The sequence below is a fragment of the Streptomyces sp. RLA131 genome (genome assembly GCF_056270125.1).
Genome location: NZ_JBWDOQ010000002.1, coordinates 5,845,255 through 5,865,076, shown reverse-complemented (window position 1 = coordinate 5,865,076; position 19,822 = coordinate 5,845,255). Strand labels below are relative to the sequence as shown.

Annotated in this window: 12 protein-coding genes and 1 pseudogene; 9 read left to right on the top strand and 4 right to left on the bottom strand. The window is 70.4% G+C overall.

Features of this window, described 5'->3' with window-relative positions; translation table 11 throughout:
• Positions 1 to 79: 79 nt before the first annotated feature.
• On the bottom strand, positions 80 to 1,597 hold the full coding sequence (locus RWE79_RS27585; protein ID WP_475942770.1) for an AAA family ATPase: 1,518 nt from the start codon (positions 1,595 to 1,597) through the stop codon (positions 80 to 82).
• An 836-nt stretch (positions 1,598 to 2,433) separates the two neighbouring features.
• On the opposite strand from RWE79_RS27585, the gene RWE79_RS27580 reads away from it, so the two are divergent.
• Both RWE79_RS27580 and RWE79_RS27575 read left to right on the top strand, forming a co-directional pair.
• Complete coding sequence (locus RWE79_RS27580; RefSeq protein WP_475942769.1) at positions 2,434 to 2,991, top strand: DUF6932 family protein; 558 nt, start codon at positions 2,434 to 2,436, stop codon at positions 2,989 to 2,991.
• Positions 2,988 to 3,974, top strand: a complete 987-nt coding sequence (locus tag RWE79_RS27575; protein WP_475942768.1) for a hypothetical protein — start codon at positions 2,988 to 2,990, stop codon at positions 3,972 to 3,974. Before RWE79_RS27580 ends, RWE79_RS27575 begins: the two co-directional genes overlap by 4 nt.
• 48 nt (positions 3,975 to 4,022) lie before the next feature.
• Here RWE79_RS27575 and RWE79_RS27570 read toward each other — a convergent pair whose 3' ends face one another.
• Together RWE79_RS27570 and RWE79_RS27565 are read right to left on the bottom strand one after the other, a co-directional pair.
• Positions 4,023 to 4,229, bottom strand: coding sequence for a DUF397 domain-containing protein (locus RWE79_RS27570; RefSeq protein WP_475942767.1), 207 nt, complete (start codon positions 4,227 to 4,229; stop codon positions 4,023 to 4,025).
• Positions 4,226 to 5,089 carry a helix-turn-helix domain-containing protein gene (locus RWE79_RS27565; protein WP_475942766.1) on the bottom strand — a complete coding sequence of 288 codons (864 nt, stop codon included), beginning with the start codon at positions 5,087 to 5,089 and terminating at the stop codon, positions 4,226 to 4,228. Before RWE79_RS27565 ends, RWE79_RS27570 begins: the two co-directional genes overlap by 4 nt.
• A 158-nt stretch (positions 5,090 to 5,247) precedes the next feature.
• Here RWE79_RS27565 and RWE79_RS27560 point away from each other — a divergent pair, with 158 nt between their 5' ends.
• Both RWE79_RS27560 and RWE79_RS27555 read left to right on the top strand, forming a co-directional pair.
• Positions 5,248 to 5,733, top strand: a complete 486-nt coding sequence (locus tag RWE79_RS27560; protein WP_475942765.1) for an ATP-binding protein — start codon at positions 5,248 to 5,250, stop codon at positions 5,731 to 5,733.
• 224 nt (positions 5,734 to 5,957) lie between these two features.
• The gene (locus tag RWE79_RS27555) at positions 5,958 to 8,342 is read left to right on the top strand and encodes a glycoside hydrolase family 44 protein (protein ID WP_475942764.1); all 2,385 of its coding nucleotides are present in this window, start codon (positions 5,958 to 5,960) and stop codon (positions 8,340 to 8,342) included.
• A gap of 49 nt (positions 8,343 to 8,391) precedes the next feature.
• Here RWE79_RS27555 and glgP read toward each other — a convergent pair whose 3' ends face one another.
• Positions 8,392 to 11,079, bottom strand: a complete 2,688-nt coding sequence (gene glgP, locus RWE79_RS27550; protein WP_475942763.1) for an alpha-glucan family phosphorylase — start codon at positions 11,077 to 11,079, stop codon at positions 8,392 to 8,394.
• Between the two features lie 218 nt (positions 11,080 to 11,297).
• On the opposite strand from glgP, the pseudogene RWE79_RS27545 reads away from it, so the two are divergent.
• The 5 genes and pseudogenes from RWE79_RS27545 to treS all read left to right on the top strand — a co-directional run bounded on the left by RWE79_RS27545 (position 11,298) and on the right by treS (position 19,671).
• A pseudogene (locus RWE79_RS27545) lies at positions 11,298 to 13,209 on the top strand (rhamnogalacturonan lyase).
• Positions 13,210 to 13,265: 56 nt separating this feature from the next.
• Positions 13,266 to 14,057: a pectate lyase gene (locus RWE79_RS27540; RefSeq protein WP_475942762.1), complete on the top strand. Its 792-nt coding sequence runs from the start codon at positions 13,266 to 13,268 to the stop codon at positions 14,055 to 14,057.
• Positions 14,058 to 14,180: 123 nt separating this feature from the next.
• Positions 14,181 to 15,587, top strand: a complete 1,407-nt coding sequence (locus RWE79_RS27535; RefSeq protein WP_475942761.1) for a S8 family peptidase — start codon at positions 14,181 to 14,183, stop codon at positions 15,585 to 15,587.
• A gap of 371 nt (positions 15,588 to 15,958) precedes the next feature.
• Positions 15,959 to 17,956, top strand: coding sequence for an alpha-1,4-glucan--maltose-1-phosphate maltosyltransferase (locus RWE79_RS27530; protein WP_475942760.1), 1,998 nt, complete (start codon positions 15,959 to 15,961; stop codon positions 17,954 to 17,956).
• The gene (treS, locus tag RWE79_RS27525; RefSeq protein ID WP_475942759.1) at positions 17,953 to 19,671 is read left to right on the top strand and encodes a maltose alpha-D-glucosyltransferase; all 1,719 of its coding nucleotides are present in this window, start codon (positions 17,953 to 17,955) and stop codon (positions 19,669 to 19,671) included. Before RWE79_RS27530 ends, treS begins: the two co-directional genes overlap by 4 nt.
• Positions 19,672 to 19,822 lie beyond the last annotated feature (151 nt).

Below are 19,822 nucleotides of genomic sequence, written 5' to 3'. Positions count from 1 at the left end.
CCGGCGCGGGGTGCGGGAGCGACGCTCCCGCACCCCGTGTGGTGCGCGTCAGACCGGCCAGAGCCTCTGGATGCCGGCCCTAACCCCGGGGCGGGACGGGCACTGCCCGGCCATAGAGTTCGTCGAGACCGATGAGCAGCACGCCGTCCTCGCCACGGGCCGCTTCGGCGCGCAAGGCGTCACTGAAGCCTGCGGCACTGAAGCAGGCAAGCCCGCACTGGCTGGTGTCCAGGCCGCGGCCGGCGAGGATCTCCCTCGCCCGGGCAAGCCGCTCCAGATGGCTCAGTCCCATGACCGTGCCCCACTTCGCCTCGCCGAGAAGATGGACCGTCGGCTTTCTCCCCCCCGACCCGGGTTCGAGCACGGCTACATCCACCTGAATCTGCCGTCGTGCCACAGGATCCGTCACCACACCGCAGCCGACGTCGCCCAGGGCCGAGCTGAGCAGAGACCGCCCGGGCCCGAGCATGTACTCACGGCACACCGTCTCGAAGTGCGGCCCGGCTACCTGGGCCGCGAAGCGCTCCGCGGACTGGGCCCACACCTCGGCCGCCTGGCCGCTCTCCAGACGGGCCCAGGAGGGCCGCATCACGGCCTCGTAGAAATTGATCAGTGGCTCGGTGATGCGGTACTGCGACTTGCCGGCCCGAAAGATGTCGGCCTCCCGAGCCAACAGGTGGCTGTCCTCCAGCACATGGAGCGGATGCGAGATGTCCACCGACTTACGCCCGATATACCCCGCGATCCCCCCTCGGGTGGTGTTGCCCTGAGCCACGGCGGCAAGGACAGAGTGGTAGAGGGCGGTGTCACGGATGTCCGCCTCTTCGGCGAGCAGATACCGCGCCTCCCGGAACAGGGGACTGAAGGGGGACAGGACCGTACGGCAGATCCAGTCGTCGAACTCCTCCAGACCGGCGGGAACGTCGTCCGACAGGAATTGCCGGCGGTACGCCGGCGTGCCGCCGACCACGGCATGGAGCCGAGCCGCGAGCGCCGGGCTGTCAGCGACCTCCCAGAAAGCGGCGGCCGCCCGATATCCGAAAGGCCGTACAACGAGTTCCAGTTGGGCCCGTCCGCGCAAGGGCGCGGAGCTCGCCAGCAAACCGCCCATGACGGACATCGCCGATCCGCACAGGAGCAGCCGCATCCGGCTGTCCACAACCTGGAAGCGGTCGATCTCCCGTTGAATCAGAGACGGGAGTTCCGGAGCCGTTTTCACCAGATACGGAAACTCGTCGATGACCGCCAGCAGCGGCGCTTCCCCGTGTCGGGGCACGGCGAGCTCGAACAGGTAGGTGATCGCGTCGTCCCAGGTGGCGAAGGAGAACGGCACCGGGGACCCCACGTGATGGGCAAGGGCCGCAGCGAACTGACGAAGGGACTCCGCCTCCGTCGCCGCCGTGGCTCCGAAGTAGAAGCCCCCATGCCTCTCGACTAGGGCGCGCAGCAGATAGGTCTTGCCCATGCGCCGTCTGCCACTGACCACCCCGAGCATGGCACGCGGCAGGGGCCGGCTCACGAAAGCCATGAGCCCGTCCCACTCGGCACCGCGGTCGAATACGTGGGACGGCTTGCCCGGATGGGTGCGACGCTGCATCTTCCTCATCCTCTTAGGAGTACAGGCCTAAGGACTATACTCCTTATCAACATCAACCGATGTGCACCCGGCAACGCGCACCACTCAGGCGGTGAGAAACCGCCGGGCAGCCAGACCAAGCGTCACAGCACGGCCTCTCCCGCTCCGCCCCGATTCACAACCTGTCCCCGGTGCGGGAGCGACGCTCCCGCACCCGGCACCGCCGTCACCGTCATCGAGGCCCCCGGCACGGTCCCGGCCCCGGCCGCCGCGGCCCCCGCCAAGCGCCGCCGCCCCCGCCGCACCGCACCCGCCGACGGCGTCGGCCACACCCGCGGCCGCGCCGCCTCCACCGCCGGCCGCGGCGGCGCAGCCGGCCGCCGAGCCCGCCGCGACGGCAACCCGGGCACCCCCCGCGGCTGACCCCCGCCGAGGGGGGCGGCCCTCAGCCCCGAGGGCTGCGGCCGCGATACCGTGTCCACCCTCGTCGCAGATCCCGAAGCCGCCGCCCGCTGATGGCCCGCCATCTTCGAGGCGAGGTCCAGCTCGATGTGAACGGCTCCAATGTCTACGCATGGCCCGGCCTCGGCGGGATGGAGTTCGACTTCCACCAGGCATCGCCCAGGCACAGCCCCCTTCGGCGGCAGCACCGTCCTGTGCTGGTCCGTCGCAGACCTCGGCGCCGAACGCAAGCGGCTCCTCGACGCATTGTGTACAAACCTTCCCGGCGAACCTTGGCCGTGTGGGATTCACCGGACGCCCTCACGGTCCCTCTGCCGGGTGAATCACGCGCTCTCTCACCCCACCCGGACAGCGTGCCATAGGGTAATCGGGCAGTCACGCACAGGGGGAGTCCCATGCCCGCCCTGCCCGCCTTCGACCCGGTGACGGGATACCTTCCGCCCGGACGTTTCCCCATGACGTGGGACGAAGTCGAGGACCGGCTGGTCAGCGCTGACCGATTCGGGCAGTCGACCTCACGCCAGGACCTGTACAGCCAGTTGGAAGTCCATCGCTCACTCGTGGAACTCGCCACCGGGGCGATCGGACGGCTCTGGCTCGCGGGCAGCTTCGTCAGCGCCAAAGCGGACCCCGGCGACATCGACGTGACCTATCTGATCCCACCAGATGCCTACGACAGAGTGGACGCAGATCCGGACACCGCCGACCAGCTCGACAACCTCGGCACCCGCGACTGGTGTGTGCTCAACGACATGTGGATCGACGCTTATGTGCTTCGCTTGCCTGAGACCATGACTTTCCGGGACCTTGGTGTTACTGGAGCTATGGCGAAGGGAGACCATGAGGTGTTCCGGCGGCTCGGGATCTACGACGAGATCTGGCAGCGCTGCCGGGAGGGGACGAACAACGTCCCGGCAGGCACACGGCGCGGATATGTGGAGGTACTGCTGTGAGCACATCGCAGAACCTGCCCGACCCGACCGACAAAGATGCGCTCCGCGGCTGGATGCGGGAACGTCGCGCCAAAGCTCCCGGCCACGAGCCCGTACGCTCCACAGCCGAACTGGCCGCTGCCCAGCATGAGCGACTACTCAGGGCCATAGGCTCGGATGCCGGAGCGGACTACGTCAGCGCGCCGCGTCGATGCCTTCAGCTCACCCTGGACGGTCCTCCCGTGCGGGAACACCGGATCGAGTCGGCTGTCCTCGGTCGCTGGTTGACAGCGTTGCAGGACGCCGTGTCCGCCATCGCGCACGCCCTGGACGACCGGCGGCCGACTCACGACTCGGGGCCTGTTCCGAAGGAGATCCAGCGGGCGACGCGCCTCTATTCGGCGGCAGTATTCCCCTCATCGTACGGAATGGTCCTGGAGGAGGCTCAGCCAGAGGCTGAGGCCGCCTTGCCGGGCCTGGGTCCAGTGGAGACGCTGCTCGACAAAGCCGTGTGCGCAGTCCTGGACATCACCGATCGGGCCGGCTCCGGAACCGGAGCCGAGGACGCTGTGATCGAGACAGCTCTTCCGTTCGGGAGCCGTGCTTTCAACCGCCTGGCAGACCTGACCGGCGTGCTGGCCGACTCAGGTGCCGACGTGCGGCTGACCTGGCGCTCGCCGCACAGTGGCACCCGCATCTCGGCCCTGGGCGTGGAGAGCGCCCGCCGCTGCCGGGAGGCACTGCGGGCAGCGCGCATCGAGGAGAGCGAGACCCGGTTGATCGGCACCGTGGTGGGCGGCAGCAAGGCCCGGAGAACGGTAGAGGTCGAGACTCCGGACCACCGTATGATCACAGCCCGGGTGGACCAGGAGGTGACCGGCCTGCTGAAAGCCTATGCGGGCCGGGAGGTAGCAGCTCAACTCCTGGTCGCCACCGTGCGTTCTCCCCACGGGCGGGAGCACCACAGCTTCGTCCTGCTCGGACTGGAACTCACTCAGGATTGATGTGGCTCGGCGACCGCCGAAACAGCGCCCCGCAGGTGCCCTCGGCGGTCACGCACGAGGGCTGCGGCCGCCGGCAAAGGCGACGAACCCCGCCCACGCCTCCGGCGAGAACGCCAGCCGAGGACCATGCCGGTCCTTGGAATCACGCACGTGCACCACGCCCGTGGCGGCGGCGACCTCTATACACGCCCCGCCCTCGTTGCCGCTGTAGCTGCTCCTGAACCAGGCGACGGGCACGGATTCGTCGGTGCTCATTGTTCTCCCAGCATCTTCTCAAGCAAGGTCAAGGACTCCTGCGGAGTGAGCGCCTGCGCTCTGATACTGCCGTACCGCGCCGCCAGGATACGAACTTCCTCGGATTCCGTTGCCAGACGGCTGACGTTCTGAACCTCCACATAGCCCACCTGTGGACGTCCTTTCGGGGTGAGCAGGATGAACGGGCCGCCCATCCCGGCATGTTCGACCCTGTTCATCGGCATCACCTGGAGCTCCACACTGCGCAACTGACCCAGTCCGAGCAGCTGTTGCAGTTGTCCCCTGTGCACCTCCCACCCGCCGATGGGTCGTCGCAGCACAGCCTCCTCGATGACGCAGGTCACCATCGGAGCAGGCCAGCGGGTCAGGATGTCCTGACGTGCCAGCCGCGAGGCCACCCGTTGCGCGATGGTCTCCTCGTCCAGCAGCGGCTTGCGCATCGCGTACAAGGCCCGTGCCCTGCCCTCGGTCTGGAGCAGCCCGGGAATGTCGTGATTGCTGTAGTCGTGCAGCTCGACGGCATCGGCCTCCAGCCGGGCGTAGTCCCGGAACCAGGAGGGGTGCCGGACCCGGGTGCGGGCCCTGGCCCGGACGACGTCCTCGTTGGCGGCGGCCAGCAGCCCGCCGGCGCCCAGCAACTCGTCCGCCGCGTGGAGCAGTTCCGGCTGCGGGGTGCGACGCCCGCGCTCCACGGACGAGATGTGCTCCTCGCCGTAGCCGAGCCGGTCTCCCAACTCCCGCTGGGTCAGGCCCGTCCGCTCCCGGAGCAGCTTGATCTGCCTGCCGACGGCCCGGAACAGGTCTGCCGAGCCGTCGATCTCCTCCGGCGGCTCGGGCCGCCGCTCCAGCTCCGCCGTCATCGTGGCCCGTCCCTCCGCACGCCGTAGAGCAAACAGCGCCCCGCCGCGCCCCGTTACGGCAGCCGACCAGTACGCGTGACGCTCCGCACCCGGACACATACCCTCCGTACCGGCCGCCGTCCTGGCCAGGGTACGCCGGACCGGCCACGCTCAGTGACATGACGTCCGAAATCCCCCTGGTCCGCCGGACTCCGCCCACCTTCACCCAGCAGTTCAGCTCGACCAGATGCGGCGCGCACCTGGCGCGGCTGGCGGCGACCCGCCAACTGGAGGCGTGGGGCTGGCCGCCCGCGGCCGAGGCGTCGCAGACGGCGGCTCTGCTGGTCGCCGAGCTGGCGGCGAACGCCGCACTGCACGGCCGCCTGCCGGGTCGGGACTTCCGGCTGCGGCTGCATCTGGTCACCGCCGTGGGGCCCACCGCGCCCGCCACCCTGCGTATCGAGGTCGCAGATTCGCGCGGTGAACGGCCACCCGTGCGGGCGGCCTCCCTCCCCGCGCCCTCCGCCGCGTCGGGCCGGGGCCTGCTGCTGGTCAACGCGCTCGCCGACCGCTGGGGCACCGAGCCCCGCCACCCGTCGGGCAAGACGGTCTGGGCGGAGCTCGCCCTCGTCCAGGACCAGGGCCCCGGGTGCGCCCGTGGCTGATGGCTCACCGGACCTTTGGTCCGGGAGGTTGACAGTGCTGCCGGGGTCGCTGAACATGTGAACGCCATGGGAGCGCTCCCATGATGTCAGGTACTTTCCCCCCACCGTCAGGCCGTAGGGCGCCGCCCGTCCGGTGCCATGGTCCCGGGCGCCCGTACGCTCGTACGCCGCCGCGCGGGCGTGGCGTGGCCGAGCCGTGTCGCGTGGCCGTTGAGGAGAAGACCATGCGCATGACCGCGAAAGCCGCGCTGGCAGCCGCGGCGCTGCTGGTGGCCGGGACCGGTCTGGCCGATCCCGTCCAGGCGCGCGCCTTACCGGACGCGGGCGCGCCGTCCGCCGCCGCGGCGGGCCCCGCGCTCAGCGTCGACGCCACCACCGGGCGCCGGGCCATCGACCCGGACATCTACGGGATCAACTTCGCCGACGAGTCGCTGGCCGAGGAGCTGCGGCTGCCGGTCAGGCGCTGGGGCGGGAACGCCACGACCCGTTACAACTACAAGCTCGACGCCTACAACGCGGGCGCGGACTGGTACTTCGAGAACCTGTACTACGACAACGGCACCGCCGCCCTGCCGGACGGTTCGGAAGCCGACAAGTTCGTGGAGCAGAACATCCGCACCGGCAGCGACAGCCTGCTGACCGTGCCGATGATCGGCTCGACGACGGCGGCCCGCGACGCCGCCTGCGGCTTCGGTATCGCCAAGTACGGGCCCCAGCAGGGCAGCGACGCCCAGTGGCGTCCGGACTGCGGCAACGGCGTGAAGACCGACGGCACCAAGGTCACCGGCAACGACCCGGCCGACACCAGCGTCGCCGCCGGCCCGGAGTTCACCAAGGACTGGGTGCGGTACCTGGACGGCGCCTACGGCTCCGCGGACGACGGCGGGGTGCGCTACTACGACCTCGACAACGAGCCCGACCTGTGGTGGAGCACCCACCGGGACGTGCACCCCGCCGGTACCGGCTACGACGAGATGCGCGAGCGCACCTACGCCACCGCCGCGGCGATCAAGGCCGCCGACCCGAAGGCGCAGACCCTGGGCCCGGTCGGCTGGGGCTTCAACTCCCTGGTCTACTCCGGCCTCGACCAGAAGACCTGCAACGAGACCGGCGGCGACTGCTGGTCCGACCCCCCGGACCGGGCGGCCCACGGCGGAGCGCAGTTCGCGCCCTGGTACCTCCAGCAGATGAAGGCCTACGAGCAGGCCCACGGCACCCGCGTCCTGGACTACTTCGACGAGCACATCTACCCCCAGCAGTCCGGGGTGTTCAGCGGTGGCGAGGACGCCGCGACCCAGGCCCTGCGGCTGCGTTCCACGCGGCAGCTGTGGGACCCCACGTACGTGGACGAGAGCTGGATCAACCAGCCCGTCCAGTTCATCCCCCGGCTGCGTTCCCTGGTCGACGAGAACTACCCGGGCACCAAGCTCGCGATCACCGAGTACAACTGGGGCGCGCTGGACCACATCGACGGGGCCCTCGCGGAGGCCGACGTGCTCGGCATCTTCGGACGGGAGGGCCTCGACCTGGCCACCCTGTGGGATCCGCCCACGTCCACCGAGCCCGGCGCCTACGCGTTCCGCATGTTCCGCAACTACGACGGCAACGGCGGGTCCTTCGGCGACACCTCCGTCCGGGCGGGCAGCGCGGACCAGGACAAGCTCTCCGTCTACGCGGCCGAGCGCAGCAGCGACCACGCGCTGACCGTGATGGTCGTCAACAAGACCACCGGTGACCTGACCGCCCCGGTGTCCGTGACCGGCAGCACCGCGCCGAACGGCTCGGCGCAGGTCTACCGCTACGGCCAGGACGACGTCACCTCGATCGCGCACCCGGCCGACCAGCCGCTGACCGACGGCGGCTTCACGGCCACCTTCCCGGCGTACTCCGTCACCGAGTACGTCCTGCCCGCCGGGTCCGCCGAGGCGAAGCCGCCCACCGCTCCGGGTACCCCGGTGGCCTCCTCGGTCGGTTCTGACCGGGTCACCCTGGCCTGGACCGCGTCCGGCGCCGGGTCGTCCCCGGTGGCGGGCTACCAGGTGTACTCCGGCGACCCCGCCGGCACCTCCCCGGTCGCCACGGTCGACGCCCCCGCCACCAGCGCCACCGTCACCGGGCTGAGCCCGGCCACCGCCTACACCTTCCGCGTGGTGGCCAAGGACACCGCCGGCCGCAGCTCCCCGGCGTCGGCCCCGGTGCGGGTGACCACCGCCACGGCCCCGGCAGCCGCCTGCACGGTCGCCTACGGGGTGAACACCGACTGGGGCAGCGGATTCACGGCCACCGTCACGATCACCAACAAGGGCCCCGCGCTCAACGGCTGGCAGCTCGGCTTCTCCTTCACCGGCAACCAGAAGGTCACCCAGGGCTGGAACGGCACCTGGAGCCAGAGCGGCAGCGCGGTCACCGTCAAGGACGCCGGCTGGAACGCCGCGCTGCCCACCGGCGGTTCCACCGGCATCGGGTTCAACGGCGCCTACACCGGCGCCAACCCCGCACCGGGGGGCTTCACCCTGAACGGCAGGCCCTGCACCCTCGCCGGCACCGCGGCCGCCGCGCATGTCGCGGCCCCGGTGGGTCACGCGCCCGGCGCCGACGCCGTGCGGTGAGCCGTACGCCGGCGGCCCGCGGACAGCTGTCCGCGGGCCGCCGGCACGGTCAGCGCAGTATCCCGGCCGTCATGCCCTCCGACGGGGCCGGGACGGCGATCAGGCCGGGCTCGGCCGGGGAGGCGAGCAACCGGTGCGTCGGCAGGACCCGGACGGTGTAGCCGAACGGTCCCGTACGGTCCAGCGTCAGCGGGCCCTCGTAGAGCCAGCGGCCGTCCAGACCGGGCCGGCCGACCGGCTTGAGGGAGATCACCGACGGGTCGGCGATCCGGTCCGACTCGTCGACCCGTCCGGAGACGGCCTGGACGTCGACGTCACCCGGTTCCAGCTCGCCCAGGGCGACCTGGACCCGCAGGGTGAGCGTCGAGCCCAGCTCCGGCGAGCCGCCGACGGCGCCCGCCTCGACGTGGTCGACGGTCACCCGGGGCCACTGCTCGCGCAGCCGCCGCTTCCACCCGGCGAGCTCCCTCGCGGTGTCCCCGGTGACGGCCCGGTGGGACCGCGCCGCCGGGGCGTACAGCCGGGCGACGTACTCCCGGACCATGCGGCCCGCCAGCACCTTCGGGCCGAGGGTGGTGAGGGTGTGCCGGACCATCTCGATCCAGCGCTGGGGCAGCCCCTGTTTGCCCAGGTCGTAGAAGCGGGGCGCGACCTGGCCCTCGATCAGCTCGTAGAGGGCGGTGGCCTCGATGTCGTCACGCCGGTCGGGGTCGTCGTCCGCGCCGAAGCCGTCGGCGGTGGGGATGGCCCAGCCGTTGTTGCCGTCGAACCACTCGTCCCACCAGCCGTCCAGCACCGACAGGTTGAGGCAGCCGTTGAGGGCGGCCTTCATCCCCGAGGTGCCGCAGGCCTCCAGCGGCCGGAGCGGGTTGTTGAGCCAGACGTCGCACCCGGGATACAGGTGCTGGGCCATGGCCATGTCGTAGTCGGGCAGGAAGACGATCCGGTGCCGCACCCGCGGGTCGTCGGCGAACCGGACCAGCTCCTGGACGAGCCGCTTGCCGCCGTCGTCGGCGGGGTGCGCCTTGCCGGCGACGACGATCTGGACCGGCCGCTCGGGGTGCAGCAGCAGGTCCATCAGCCGGTCCTGGTCGCGGAGCATCAGCGTGAGGCGCTTGTAGGAGGGGACCCGGCGGGCGAAGCCGATGGTCAGGACATCGGGATCCAGGACGCCGTCGACCCAGCCCAGTTCGGCCAGTCCCGCGCCCCGCTGCCGCCAGGACGCCCGCACCCGGCGCCGTACGTCCTCCACCAGCTGCTCGCGCAGCACCCGGCGCAGCTCCCAGACCGTGGCGTCGGGAATGTCGGCGACGGACTCCCAGCGGTCGGACATCCCGATCATCATGGCGTCCTCGGCCCGCTGGGTGCCGATCTGGCGGGCGCCGAGCCGGAACACCTCGGGCGCGACCCAGGTCGGGGCGTGGACGCCGTTGGTGATGGAGGTGATCGGCACCTCCTCGGCGTCGAAGCCCGGCCAGAGGCCGGCGAACATCCGCCGGCTGACGGCGCCGTGCAGCGTGGAGACACCGTTGGCCCGCTGGGCGAGCCGCAGCCCCATGACGGCCATGTTGAAGACGTTCGGGTCGCCGCCGGAGTACGTCTCCATGCCCAGCTCCAGCACCCGCTGGACATCGACGCCCGCCAGTTCGCCGCCGTCGCCGAGGTGCCGGGCGACCAGCTCGCGGTCGAAGCGGTCGATGCCGGCGGGCACCGGCGTATGCGTGGTGAACACGGTGCCGGCCCGCACCGCCTCCAGGGCGGAGTCGAAGTCGCCGAGGCCGTCGGGGGCGTCGGCCCGGCTCAGTTCCCTTATGCGCTCAAGGCCGAGGAATCCGGCGTGGCCCTCGTTGGTGTGGAAGACCTCGGGCGCGGGGTGTCCGGTGAGCCGGCAGTAGGTACGTACGGCGCGCACCCCGCCGATGCCGAGCAGCATCTCCTGGAGCAGCCGGTGCTCGCTGCCGCCGCCGTAGAGGCGGTCGGTGACGTCCCGTTCGTTGGGGTGGTTCTCCTCGACGTCGGAGTCGAGGAGGAGCAGCGGTACCCGTCCCACCTGGGCCTTCCAGATGTGCGCGCGCAGCGCGCGTCCGCCGGGCAGGGCGAGCATGACGCAGGACGGGGTGCCGTCGTCCTCGCGGAGCAGGGTGAGCGGCAGCTCGTTGGGGTCCAGGACCGGGTACTGCTCCTGCTGCCAGCCCTCCCGGGACAGCGACTGGCGGAAGTATCCGTGGCGGTAGAGCAGGCCGACGCCGATCAGGGGCGCGCCCAGGTCGCTGGCGGCCTTGAGGTGGTCCCCGGCCAGGATGCCGAGCCCGCCGGAGTACTGCGGCAGGGCGGCGGTGATCCCGAACTCGGGCGAGAAGTAGGCGATGGCGGAGGGGAGTCCGGCCGGGGCGCCGTCGGGGCCATCGGCCCCGCCGTCGGCCCCGTCGTCGGCCCCGTCGGCGCCCTGGTACCAGCGCGGGTTGGTGAGGTAGTCGCTCAGGTCCTCCGACGCGGCGGCCAGGCGGCGCAGGAAACGCCGGTCCCGGGCGAGGGCGTTCAGCCGTTCCTTGGAGACGGCGCCGAGCAGCCGTACCGGGTCCCCGGCGGCGGCGGGCCACCCGTCGGGGTCGACGGCCTGGAAGAGTTCACGGGTCTCGGGGTGCCAGGACCAGCGCAGATTCTGCGCCAGTTCCTGCAGCGGTCGTAGAGGTTCGGGCAGGACAGTTCGCACGGTGAATCGACGAATAGCCTTCACGCTTCCCAAGCTAGCGGCGGCACCCGGCCCGATTCGCGTACATCCGCCCAACCGGCGGGCCGGGTGTCGGCCGCGGGGGCGGAAGCGAGTGGCGGGCCGAAGCACCGGGGCAGGAGCCACCGTCTGGCAAGTACGCGACAAAAATAATGGAGCGGCAACCTTCCGTAACACGGCGGCAACAGCCAGAGTGGTAAGGCCTTTCCCCCACAGGAGGTGCCATGCAACGACCGCACCCGCACGTGCCGGCGCCGGGCTCCCGTTCCCCCCGTGTGTATGTGATTCCGCTGCTCAGAGCCATTTTCGCGGCAGTGTTGGCGGCCGGCGGACTGATCGCCCTGGCCCCTGCCGCACCTGCGGCGACGGCCCGTCAGATGGAGGCTCTGGACCGCGGCGTAGTAAGCGTGCACACCGACGCGGGCAACCTGGTGAGCTGGCGCTGGCTGGCCACCGACCCGGACACGGTGTCCTTCAATGTCTACCGGGCCGGTACGAAGGTGAACTCCTCCCTCGTCACCGGTTCGACGAACTGGTTCCACTCGGGTGCGCCGGCGCAGGCCGACTACACCGTGCGCGCCGTGGTGGACGGGGTGGAGCAGTCCGACTCGGAGCACGCCGTCCAGTTCCGCACCGGGGTTCCGCACCGGCTACAAGGACGTGCCCATCACGCCCCCGGCCGGCGGCACCACCCCCGACGGCGTCGCGTACACCTACGAGGCCAACGACGCGAGCATCGGCGACCTGGACGGCGACGGCGCCCTGGACTTCGTCCTGAAGTGGCAGCCCACCAACGCCAAGGACAACTCGCAGTCCGGCTACACCGGCGACACGATCATCGACGGCATCAAACTGGACGGCACCCGGCTGTGGCGTATCGACCTGGGCCGCAACATCCGCTCGGGCGCGCACTACACCCAGTTCCAGGTGTACGACTACGACGGCGACGGCCAGGCCGAGGTCGCCGTGAAGACCGCCGACGCGACGGTCGACGGCGTCGGCACCACGATCGGCAGCGCCTCGGCGGACTACCGCAACAGCAGCGGCTACGTACTGTCCGGCCCCGAGTACCTGACGATGTTCAACGGGCGGACCGGCGCGGCGATGGGCACGGTGGACTACGTACCGGCCCGCGGCACCGTCTCCTCCTGGGGCGACTCCTACGGCAACCGGGTCGACCGCTTCCTGGCCGGTACGGCGTACCTGGACGGCGCGCGACCCTCGCTGATCATGGCGCGCGGCTACTACACCCGCACCGTCGTCGCCGCCTGGGACTGGCGCAACGGCGCCTTCACCCGCCGCTGGACCTTCGACACCAACAGTTCGACCAACAGCGGCAAGGGCTACGACGGCCAGGGCTCGCACAGCCTGTCGATCGGGGACGTCGACTCCGACGGCAAGGACGAGATCGTGTACGGCGCGATGGCCGTGGACGACAACGGCAACGGCCTGTGGACGACGAAGACCGGACACGGCGACGCCCAGCACCTGGGCGACCTGGACCCGTCCAACCCCGGCCTGGAGTACTTCAAGGTCTCCGAGAGCACCAGCCAGCCCGCCGAGCTCTACATCGACCCCGCCAACGGCCAGATCCTGTGGCAGCTCGCCTCCTGCGGCTGCGACAACGGCCGGGGCGTCGCGGGCGACATCTACGCCGGCAACGACGGCGCCGAGGTCTGGTCCGCCTCCGACAGCTACATCCGCGACGAGGCCGGCGCCACCAAGGGCCGCGAACCGTCCTCGGTCAACTTCCTGTCCTGGTGGGACGGCGACACCACCCGTGAGCTGCTGGACGGCACGCACATCGACAAGTACGGCACCAGCTCCGACACCCGGCTGCTGACCGGTTCGGGCGTGCACTCCAACAACAGCACCAAGGCGACTCCCTCGCTGTCCGGCGACATCCTCGGCGACTGGCGCGAGGAGGTCGTCTGGCCGACGACCGACAACACGGCACTTCGTATCTACTCCACGCCGTACGAGACATCCACCCGCATCACGACCCTGCTGCACGACTCCCAGTACCGGACCGCGCTGGCATGGCAGAACACCGCCTACAACCAGCCACCGCACCCGAGCTTCTTCATCGGCAACGGCATGGCCACCGCGCCGCGTCCGGTCGTCACCACCCCCTGAGCACCGTCCCCTCGCGGTAACCGTCCATCCATCCCCCCACTGGAGGTAGGGACGACATGCACAGATCAGGCATTCGCGCACTCGCCGGGGTCGTCTCGGCGCTCGCGCTCACCGTCACCGCGCTGGTGACCGGAACGACCCTGTCCACCGCCGAGGCCGCCACCTGGCCGACGGCGACCAGCTCGGTCGGCACCGGCTCCACCATCTCGGTCTCCGGCACCAAGGACTACGGCTACGCCCGCTACTACGGCACCGGCGACCTGGGCACCGACAACCAGGACGAGGACCAGGGCCCGATCTTCGAACTCGCCGACGGGGCGACGCTGAAGAACGTCATCATCGGCTCCCCGGCCGCCGACGGGGTGCACTGCCTGGGCAGTTGCACCCTGCAGAACGTGTGGTGGGAGGACGTCGGCGAGGACGCGGCCACCTTCCTGGGCTCCTCGTCCTCGACCGTCCACACCGTCTACGGCGGCGGCGCGAAGGAGGCCTCGGACAAGGTCTTCCAGTTCAACGGGGCCGGCAAGCTGGTCATCTCCAAGTTCGCGGCGCAGACCTTCGGGACCTTCGTCCGCTCGTGCGGCAACTGCTCCAAGCAGTACAAGCGGAGCATCATCCTCAACACCGTCGAACTGACCTGGAAGGGCAGCAGGATCGCCGGCATCAACACCAACTACGGCGACTCGGTGGCCCTGCGCGCCATCACGATCATCGGTGACAGCAGCAAGAAGATGATCCCCTGTCAGAAGTACATCGGGAACAGCACCGGCGCCGAACCCACCACGAACGGCACGGATGCCGACGGAACGTACTGCAACTACACATCCTCGGACATCACCTACCAGTGAGGCGTGCGGCCCACGGGGACGGTTTGACCGATTCCACCCCCGTGGGCCCCTTGTGTGCGGGCTGTACATCACGAAATCCTCTCCTGTGACGATCCTGTGAGACCACCGGAGGGGGCTTACGTCATGCCGTTCGCACGCTCGCGTCCGGCCGCCGCCGTCACCGCCGCGGTGACGGCGGCGGTGACGTTGACGGTGACGACCGCGGCGACCGGCGCCCCGCCCGTACGTACGGCGCCCGCGCGTACGGCCCCCGCCGCCGGACATGTACTCGGCGCCGGAAGGCCCGGCTCCGTGGGCAGCAGCTACATCGTGACCCTCAAGCCGGGCTCCGGGATCCGGGCCGCGTCGGCGGCCGGCCGGCGGCTCGCGCAGGAGTACGGGGGCCGGGTCGAGCACACCTACGGCACGGCGCTCAACGGCTACGCGCTGCGGATCGGCGAGCGGCAGGCCCAACGGCTGGCCGCCGACCCGGCGGTGGCCTCGGTCACCCAGGACAGCAGACTCTCCCTCGACCGGTCCACGTCCCGGAACCAGCCCCGGAACCGGTCCCTGGACCCGTCCCTGGACCCGTCCCTGCACCCGTCCCTGCACCCGTCCCTGGACCCGTCCCTGGACCCGTCCCTGCACCCGTCCCTGGACCCGTCCCTGGACCCGTCCCTGCACCCGCCCCTGGACCCGTCCCTGGTCCGGTCCCGGACGGCCCCGCTCTCCTGGGGCCTGGACCGGGTCGACCAGCCGGCGCCGCCCCTGGACCATACGTACCGCCGGTCCGGCCGGGGCGGGGCGGGGGTGCATGTGTACGTCCTGGACACCGGGGTGCGGATCAGCCACCACGAGTTCGGCGGCCGGGCCTCCAACGGCTGGGACTTCGTCGGCCACGACGCCGTCGCCGAGGACGACAACGGCCACGGCACCCATGTCGCCGGCACCGTCGCGGGCGGCGATTACGGCGTCGCCGGCCGGGCGGAGATCGTCGCGGTCCGGGTGCTGGACGCGGCCGGCGACGGCACCACGGCCCGGGTGATCGCCGGCATCGACTGGGTCACCCGGCACGCGCGCCGGCCGGCGGTGGCCAATCTCTCGCTCGACGGCCCCGCCAACGCCCAGCTCGACGCGGCCGTCCGCGGTGCCATCACCTCCGGCGTCACCTTCACCGTCGCGGCCGGCAACGACAGCCTCCCGGCCTCGCTCTATTCACCCGCCCGGGTCGAACAGGCCCTGACCGTCGCGGCCGGCGACAGCCACGACGCCCAGGCGTCGTTCTCCAACTGGGGGGCGCGCGTCGACCTCTACGCTCCCGGCGTGGACATCGTCTCCGCCTCCCGCACCGGCGACACCGCCCACGCCGTACGGTCCGGAACCTCCATGGCCGCCCCGCACGTCGCGGGCGCGGCCGCGCTGTACCTGTCCGGCCACCCGGCCGCGACCCCGGCCCGGGTCGGCCGGGCCCTGGTCCGCGCCGCCGCCAGGGGTGCCGTCACCGGGACGGGGCACGCCACCCCCAACCGCCTGCTCCAGGTCACGGACTGACCCGTGCACACCGCCGTGCGCACTCGCGCGCACACCGCCGGCGCACCATGGTCCCGGCCGAACTTACGCGCCGGTACCCCTATCGCGGGGGCATCCACCCGTCATCCAATGGGCAGGCTCCCCTTTGTGCGGCGCAGCGCAGCGCACGCGTACATCTCTCGTCCCAGACAACTCGTATCAGCCCACCCGAGTGAACGCGGACAGGAGCGGCCATGCCCGCCAGTACCCACCACGACACCGCGGGGCAAAACCAAGTAAAAAGGTCGAAGGCACATCGCCGGCTTCCACCCCCCGCACCACCCCCCGAGACACCCCAAGAGACACCCCCAGCTGCATCCTCCGACCGACTACCAGCGCAACCAGGTGAGGCAATGATCGGCCGTATCCCCGTCCTGGACCTCCGCCCGCTCGTGGACTGCGGGCGGCGCCCCGCGAAAGCGGTGGTCGGCGAGACCTTCCAGGTGACCGCGACGGTCTTCCGAGAAGGCCACGACGCGGTGGCCGCCAATGTCGTCCTGCGTGATCCGTCGGGCCGCAGCGGCCCGTGGACACCGATGCGGGAACTGGCGCCGGGCACCGACCGCTGGGGCGCCGATGTCACCCCGACCTCCGAGGGCCGCTGGACGTACACCGTCGAGGCGTGGAGCGATCCGCTGGAGACCTGGCGGCACAACGCGGGCATCAAGATCCCGGCCGGCATCGACACCGAACTGATGCTCGCCGAGGGCGCCGAACTGTACGAACGCGCCGCCACCGAGGTGCCCAAGAAGAAGGGCCGGGCCGTGGTGCTGGCCACCGTGGACGCCCTGCGGGACGAGACGCGCACGCCCTCGGCGCGCCACGCCGCGGCCACCGCGCCGGAGGTCACCGCGATCCTGGCGCGCCACCCGCTGCGCGAGCTCGTCAGCACCGCCCGGCCGGTCGTGCTCCAGGTGGAGCGCCGGCGGGCGCTGTTCGGGTCCTGGTACGAGTTCTTCCCGCGCTCGGAGGGCGCGGTGGTCGATCCGCGCGGCATCGAGCCGCCGCGGTCCGGCACCTTCCGCACGGCGGCCGAACGGCTGCCCGCGATCGCCGCGATGGGCTTCGACGTGGTGTATCTGCCACCCGTCCACCCGATCGGCTCAGCGTTCCGCAAGGGACCGGACAACTCCCTGACCCCCGGGCCGCACGACGTGGGCTCGCCCTGGGCGATCGGCTCCCCGGAGGGCGGGCACGACGCCGTCCACCCGGACCTGGGCACCATCGAGGACTTCGACTTCTTCGTGGAACGCGCCCGCGAGCTGCGGATGGAGGTCGCCCTGGACTTCGCGCTGCAGTGCTCGCCGGACCATCCCTGGGTCGCCAAGCATCCGGAGTGGTTCACCCACCGTGCCGACGGCTCGATCGCGTACGCCGAGAACCCGCCGAAGAAGTACCAGGACATCTACCCGGTCGCCTTCGACGCCGACCTGGGCGGCCTGGTGAAGGAGACCGAGCGGGTCCTGCGGCACTGGATGCACCACGGGGTGCGGATCTTCCGGGTCGACAACCCGCACACCAAGCCGGTGGTGTTCTGGGAGAAGGTCATCGGCGACATCAACCGCACCGACCCCGACGTGATCTTCCTGGCCGAGGCCTTCACCCGGCCCGCGATGATGCGCACGCTCGGGCAGATCGGCTTCCAGCAGTCGTACACGTACTTCACCTGGCGCAACACCAAGGAAGAACTCACCGAGTACCTCACCGAGCTGTCCGGCGAGGCCGCGAGCTACATGCGGCCGAACTTCTTCGTCAACACCCCGGACATCCTCCACGCCTATCTGCAGCACGGCGGACGCACCGCCTTCGAGGTCCGGGCCGTGCTCGCCGCGACCCTGGTGCCGACCTGGGGCGTGTACGCGGGATTCGAGCTCTGCGAGAGCGTCGCGGTGCGCGAGGGCAGCGAGGAGTACCTACACTCGGAGAAGTACGAACTCAGGCCGCGCGACTGGGCCGCGGCCGAGGCCTCGGGGCAGTCCCTGGTCCCGCTCATCACGACTCTCAACCGGCTGCGCCGCCGTCACCCGGCGCTTCAGCAGCTGCGGCACCTGCGCTTCCACCACGTGAACAACGATGCGGTGCTGGCGTTTTCGAAACGGAACGGCAACGACGTCGTACTGGTGGTCGTCAACCTGGACCCTCACCACACCCAGGAGGCCACCGTGTCGTTGAACATGCCGGACCTCGGCCTCGCCTGGCACGAGTCCTTCCCGGTGCGCGACGAGCTCACCGGTGAGACCTACCACTGGGGCAGGGACAACTATGTGCGCCTGGAACCGGGCCGAGGGCCCGCGCCCGCGCATGTCTTCTCCCTGCGACCTACTCCCGCGACAGGAGGGTCACCCACTTGATCGTCAACGAACCCGTCCCCGACACCTTCGAGGACACCCCCGCCAAGGACCGCGACCCCGACTGGTTCAAACGGGCCGTCTTCTACGAGGTGCTCGTACGGTCCTTCCAGGACAGCAACGGCGACGGCGTCGGGGACCTGAAGGGCATCACCGCAAAGCTCGACTACCTCCAATGGCTCGGAGTGGACTGCCTCTGGCTCCCGCCCTTCTTCGCCTCACCGCTGCGCGACGGGGGCTATGACGTCTCCGACTACACCGCGGTACTCCCGGAGTTCGGCGACCTCGCCGACTTCGTGGAGTTCGTGGACGCCGCGCACCAGCGCGGAATGCGGGTGATCATCGACTTCGTCATGAACCACACGAGCGACCAGCACGAGTGGTTCCAGCAGTCCCGGTCGGATCCGCAGGGCCCGTACGGCGACTACTACGTCTGGGCGGACGACGACAAGAAGTACCAGGACGCCCGGATCATCTTCGTCGACACCGAGACCTCCAACTGGACCTTCGACCCGGTGCGCAAGCAGTACTACTGGCACCGGTTCTTCTCCCACCAGCCGGACCTGAACTACGAGAACCCCCGCGTGCAGGAGGAGATCGTCGCCGCGCTGCGGTTCTGGCTGGACCTGGGCATCGACGGCTTCCGGCTGGACGCCGTGCCCTACCTGTACCAGGAGGAGGGCACCAACTGCGAGAACCTGCCGCGTACCCACTCCTTCCTGAAGCAGGTGCGCGAGGAGATCGACGCGCACTACCCGGACACGGTGCTGCTGGCCGAGGCCAACCAGTGGCCGGAGGACGTCGTCGACTACTTCGGCGACTTCCGCAAGGGCGGCGACGAGTGCCACATGGCCTTCCACTTCCCGGTCATGCCGCGCATCTTCATGGCGGTACGGCGGGAGTCGCGCTACCCGGTCTCGGAGATCCTCGCCAAGACACCGGAGAAGCCGGACGGCTGCCAGTGGGGCATCTTCCTCCGCAACCACGACGAGCTCACGCTCGAAATGGTCACGGACGAGGAGCGGGACTACATGTACGCCGAGTACGCCAAGGACCCGCGGATGCGGGCCAACATCGGCATCCGGCGCCGGCTCGCCCCCCTGCTGGACAACGACCGCAACCAGATCGAGCTGTTCACGGCACTGCTGCTGTCGCTGCCCGGATCCCCGATCCTCTACTACGGTGACGAGATCGGCATGGGCGACAACATCTGGCTCGGTGACCGCGACGCGGTACGGACCCCCATGCAGTGGACTCCGGACCGCAACGCCGGATTCTCCTCCTGCGACCCCGGGCGGCTGTACCTGCCGACGATCATGGACCCGGTCTACGGCTACCAAGTCACCAATGTGGAAGCCCAGATGTCGAGTCCGTCCTCGCTGCTGCACTGGACCCGCAGAATGGTCGAGATCCGCAAGCAGAATCCTGCCTTCGGACTGGGGTCCTACACCGAACTGCCGTCCACCAACCCGGCCGTGCTCGCGTTCCTGCGGGAGGCCCCCTCGGTCGAGGGGCAGGGTGACGACCTGGTGCTGTGCGTGAACAACTTCTCGCGCTTCGCCCAGCCGACCGAACTGGACCTGGCGGCCTTCAGCGGCCGGCATCCGGTCGAGCTGATCGGCGGCGTACGCTTCCCGGCCATCGGGGAGTTGCCGTATCTGCTGACCATGGCGGGACACGGCTTCTACTGGTTCCGGCTGCGCCGCGACGCGGCCTAGCGCGGCCGCCGGACCGGTCACCCCGACCCGGCGGCTTCGGGCTGTTTTGCCCGGGGCTGCCGGGGCAGGGTCTGGGTACGCCTGCGGCGTACGCCAATTGCACCACCTGCTCGGATGGCTTTCGTCCGACACGGTTCCCTCGTCGGACGTC

Excerpts from the sequence above, each read along its gene's own strand:
- RWE79_RS27585 (WP_475942770.1), bottom strand. The coding sequence starts at position 1,597 with ATGCAGCGTCGCACCCATCCGGGCAAGCCGTCCCACGTATTCGACCGC.
- RWE79_RS27580 (WP_475942769.1), top strand. The coding sequence starts at position 2,434 with ATGCCCGCCCTGCCCGCCTTCGACCCGGTGACGGGATACCTTCCGCCC.
- RWE79_RS27570 (WP_475942767.1), bottom strand. The coding sequence starts at position 4,229 with ATGAGCACCGACGAATCCGTGCCCGTCGCCTGGTTCAGGAGCAGCTAC.
- RWE79_RS27565 (WP_475942766.1), bottom strand. The coding sequence starts at position 5,089 with ATGACGGCGGAGCTGGAGCGGCGGCCCGAGCCGCCGGAGGAGATCGAC.
- RWE79_RS27560 (WP_475942765.1), top strand. The coding sequence starts at position 5,248 with ATGACGTCCGAAATCCCCCTGGTCCGCCGGACTCCGCCCACCTTCACC.
- RWE79_RS27555 (WP_475942764.1), top strand. The coding sequence starts at position 5,958 with ATGCGCATGACCGCGAAAGCCGCGCTGGCAGCCGCGGCGCTGCTGGTG.
- RWE79_RS27540 (WP_475942762.1), top strand. The coding sequence starts at position 13,266 with ATGCACAGATCAGGCATTCGCGCACTCGCCGGGGTCGTCTCGGCGCTC.
- RWE79_RS27535 (WP_475942761.1), top strand. The coding sequence starts at position 14,181 with ATGCCGTTCGCACGCTCGCGTCCGGCCGCCGCCGTCACCGCCGCGGTG.
- RWE79_RS27530 (WP_475942760.1), top strand. The coding sequence starts at position 15,959 with ATGATCGGCCGTATCCCCGTCCTGGACCTCCGCCCGCTCGTGGACTGC.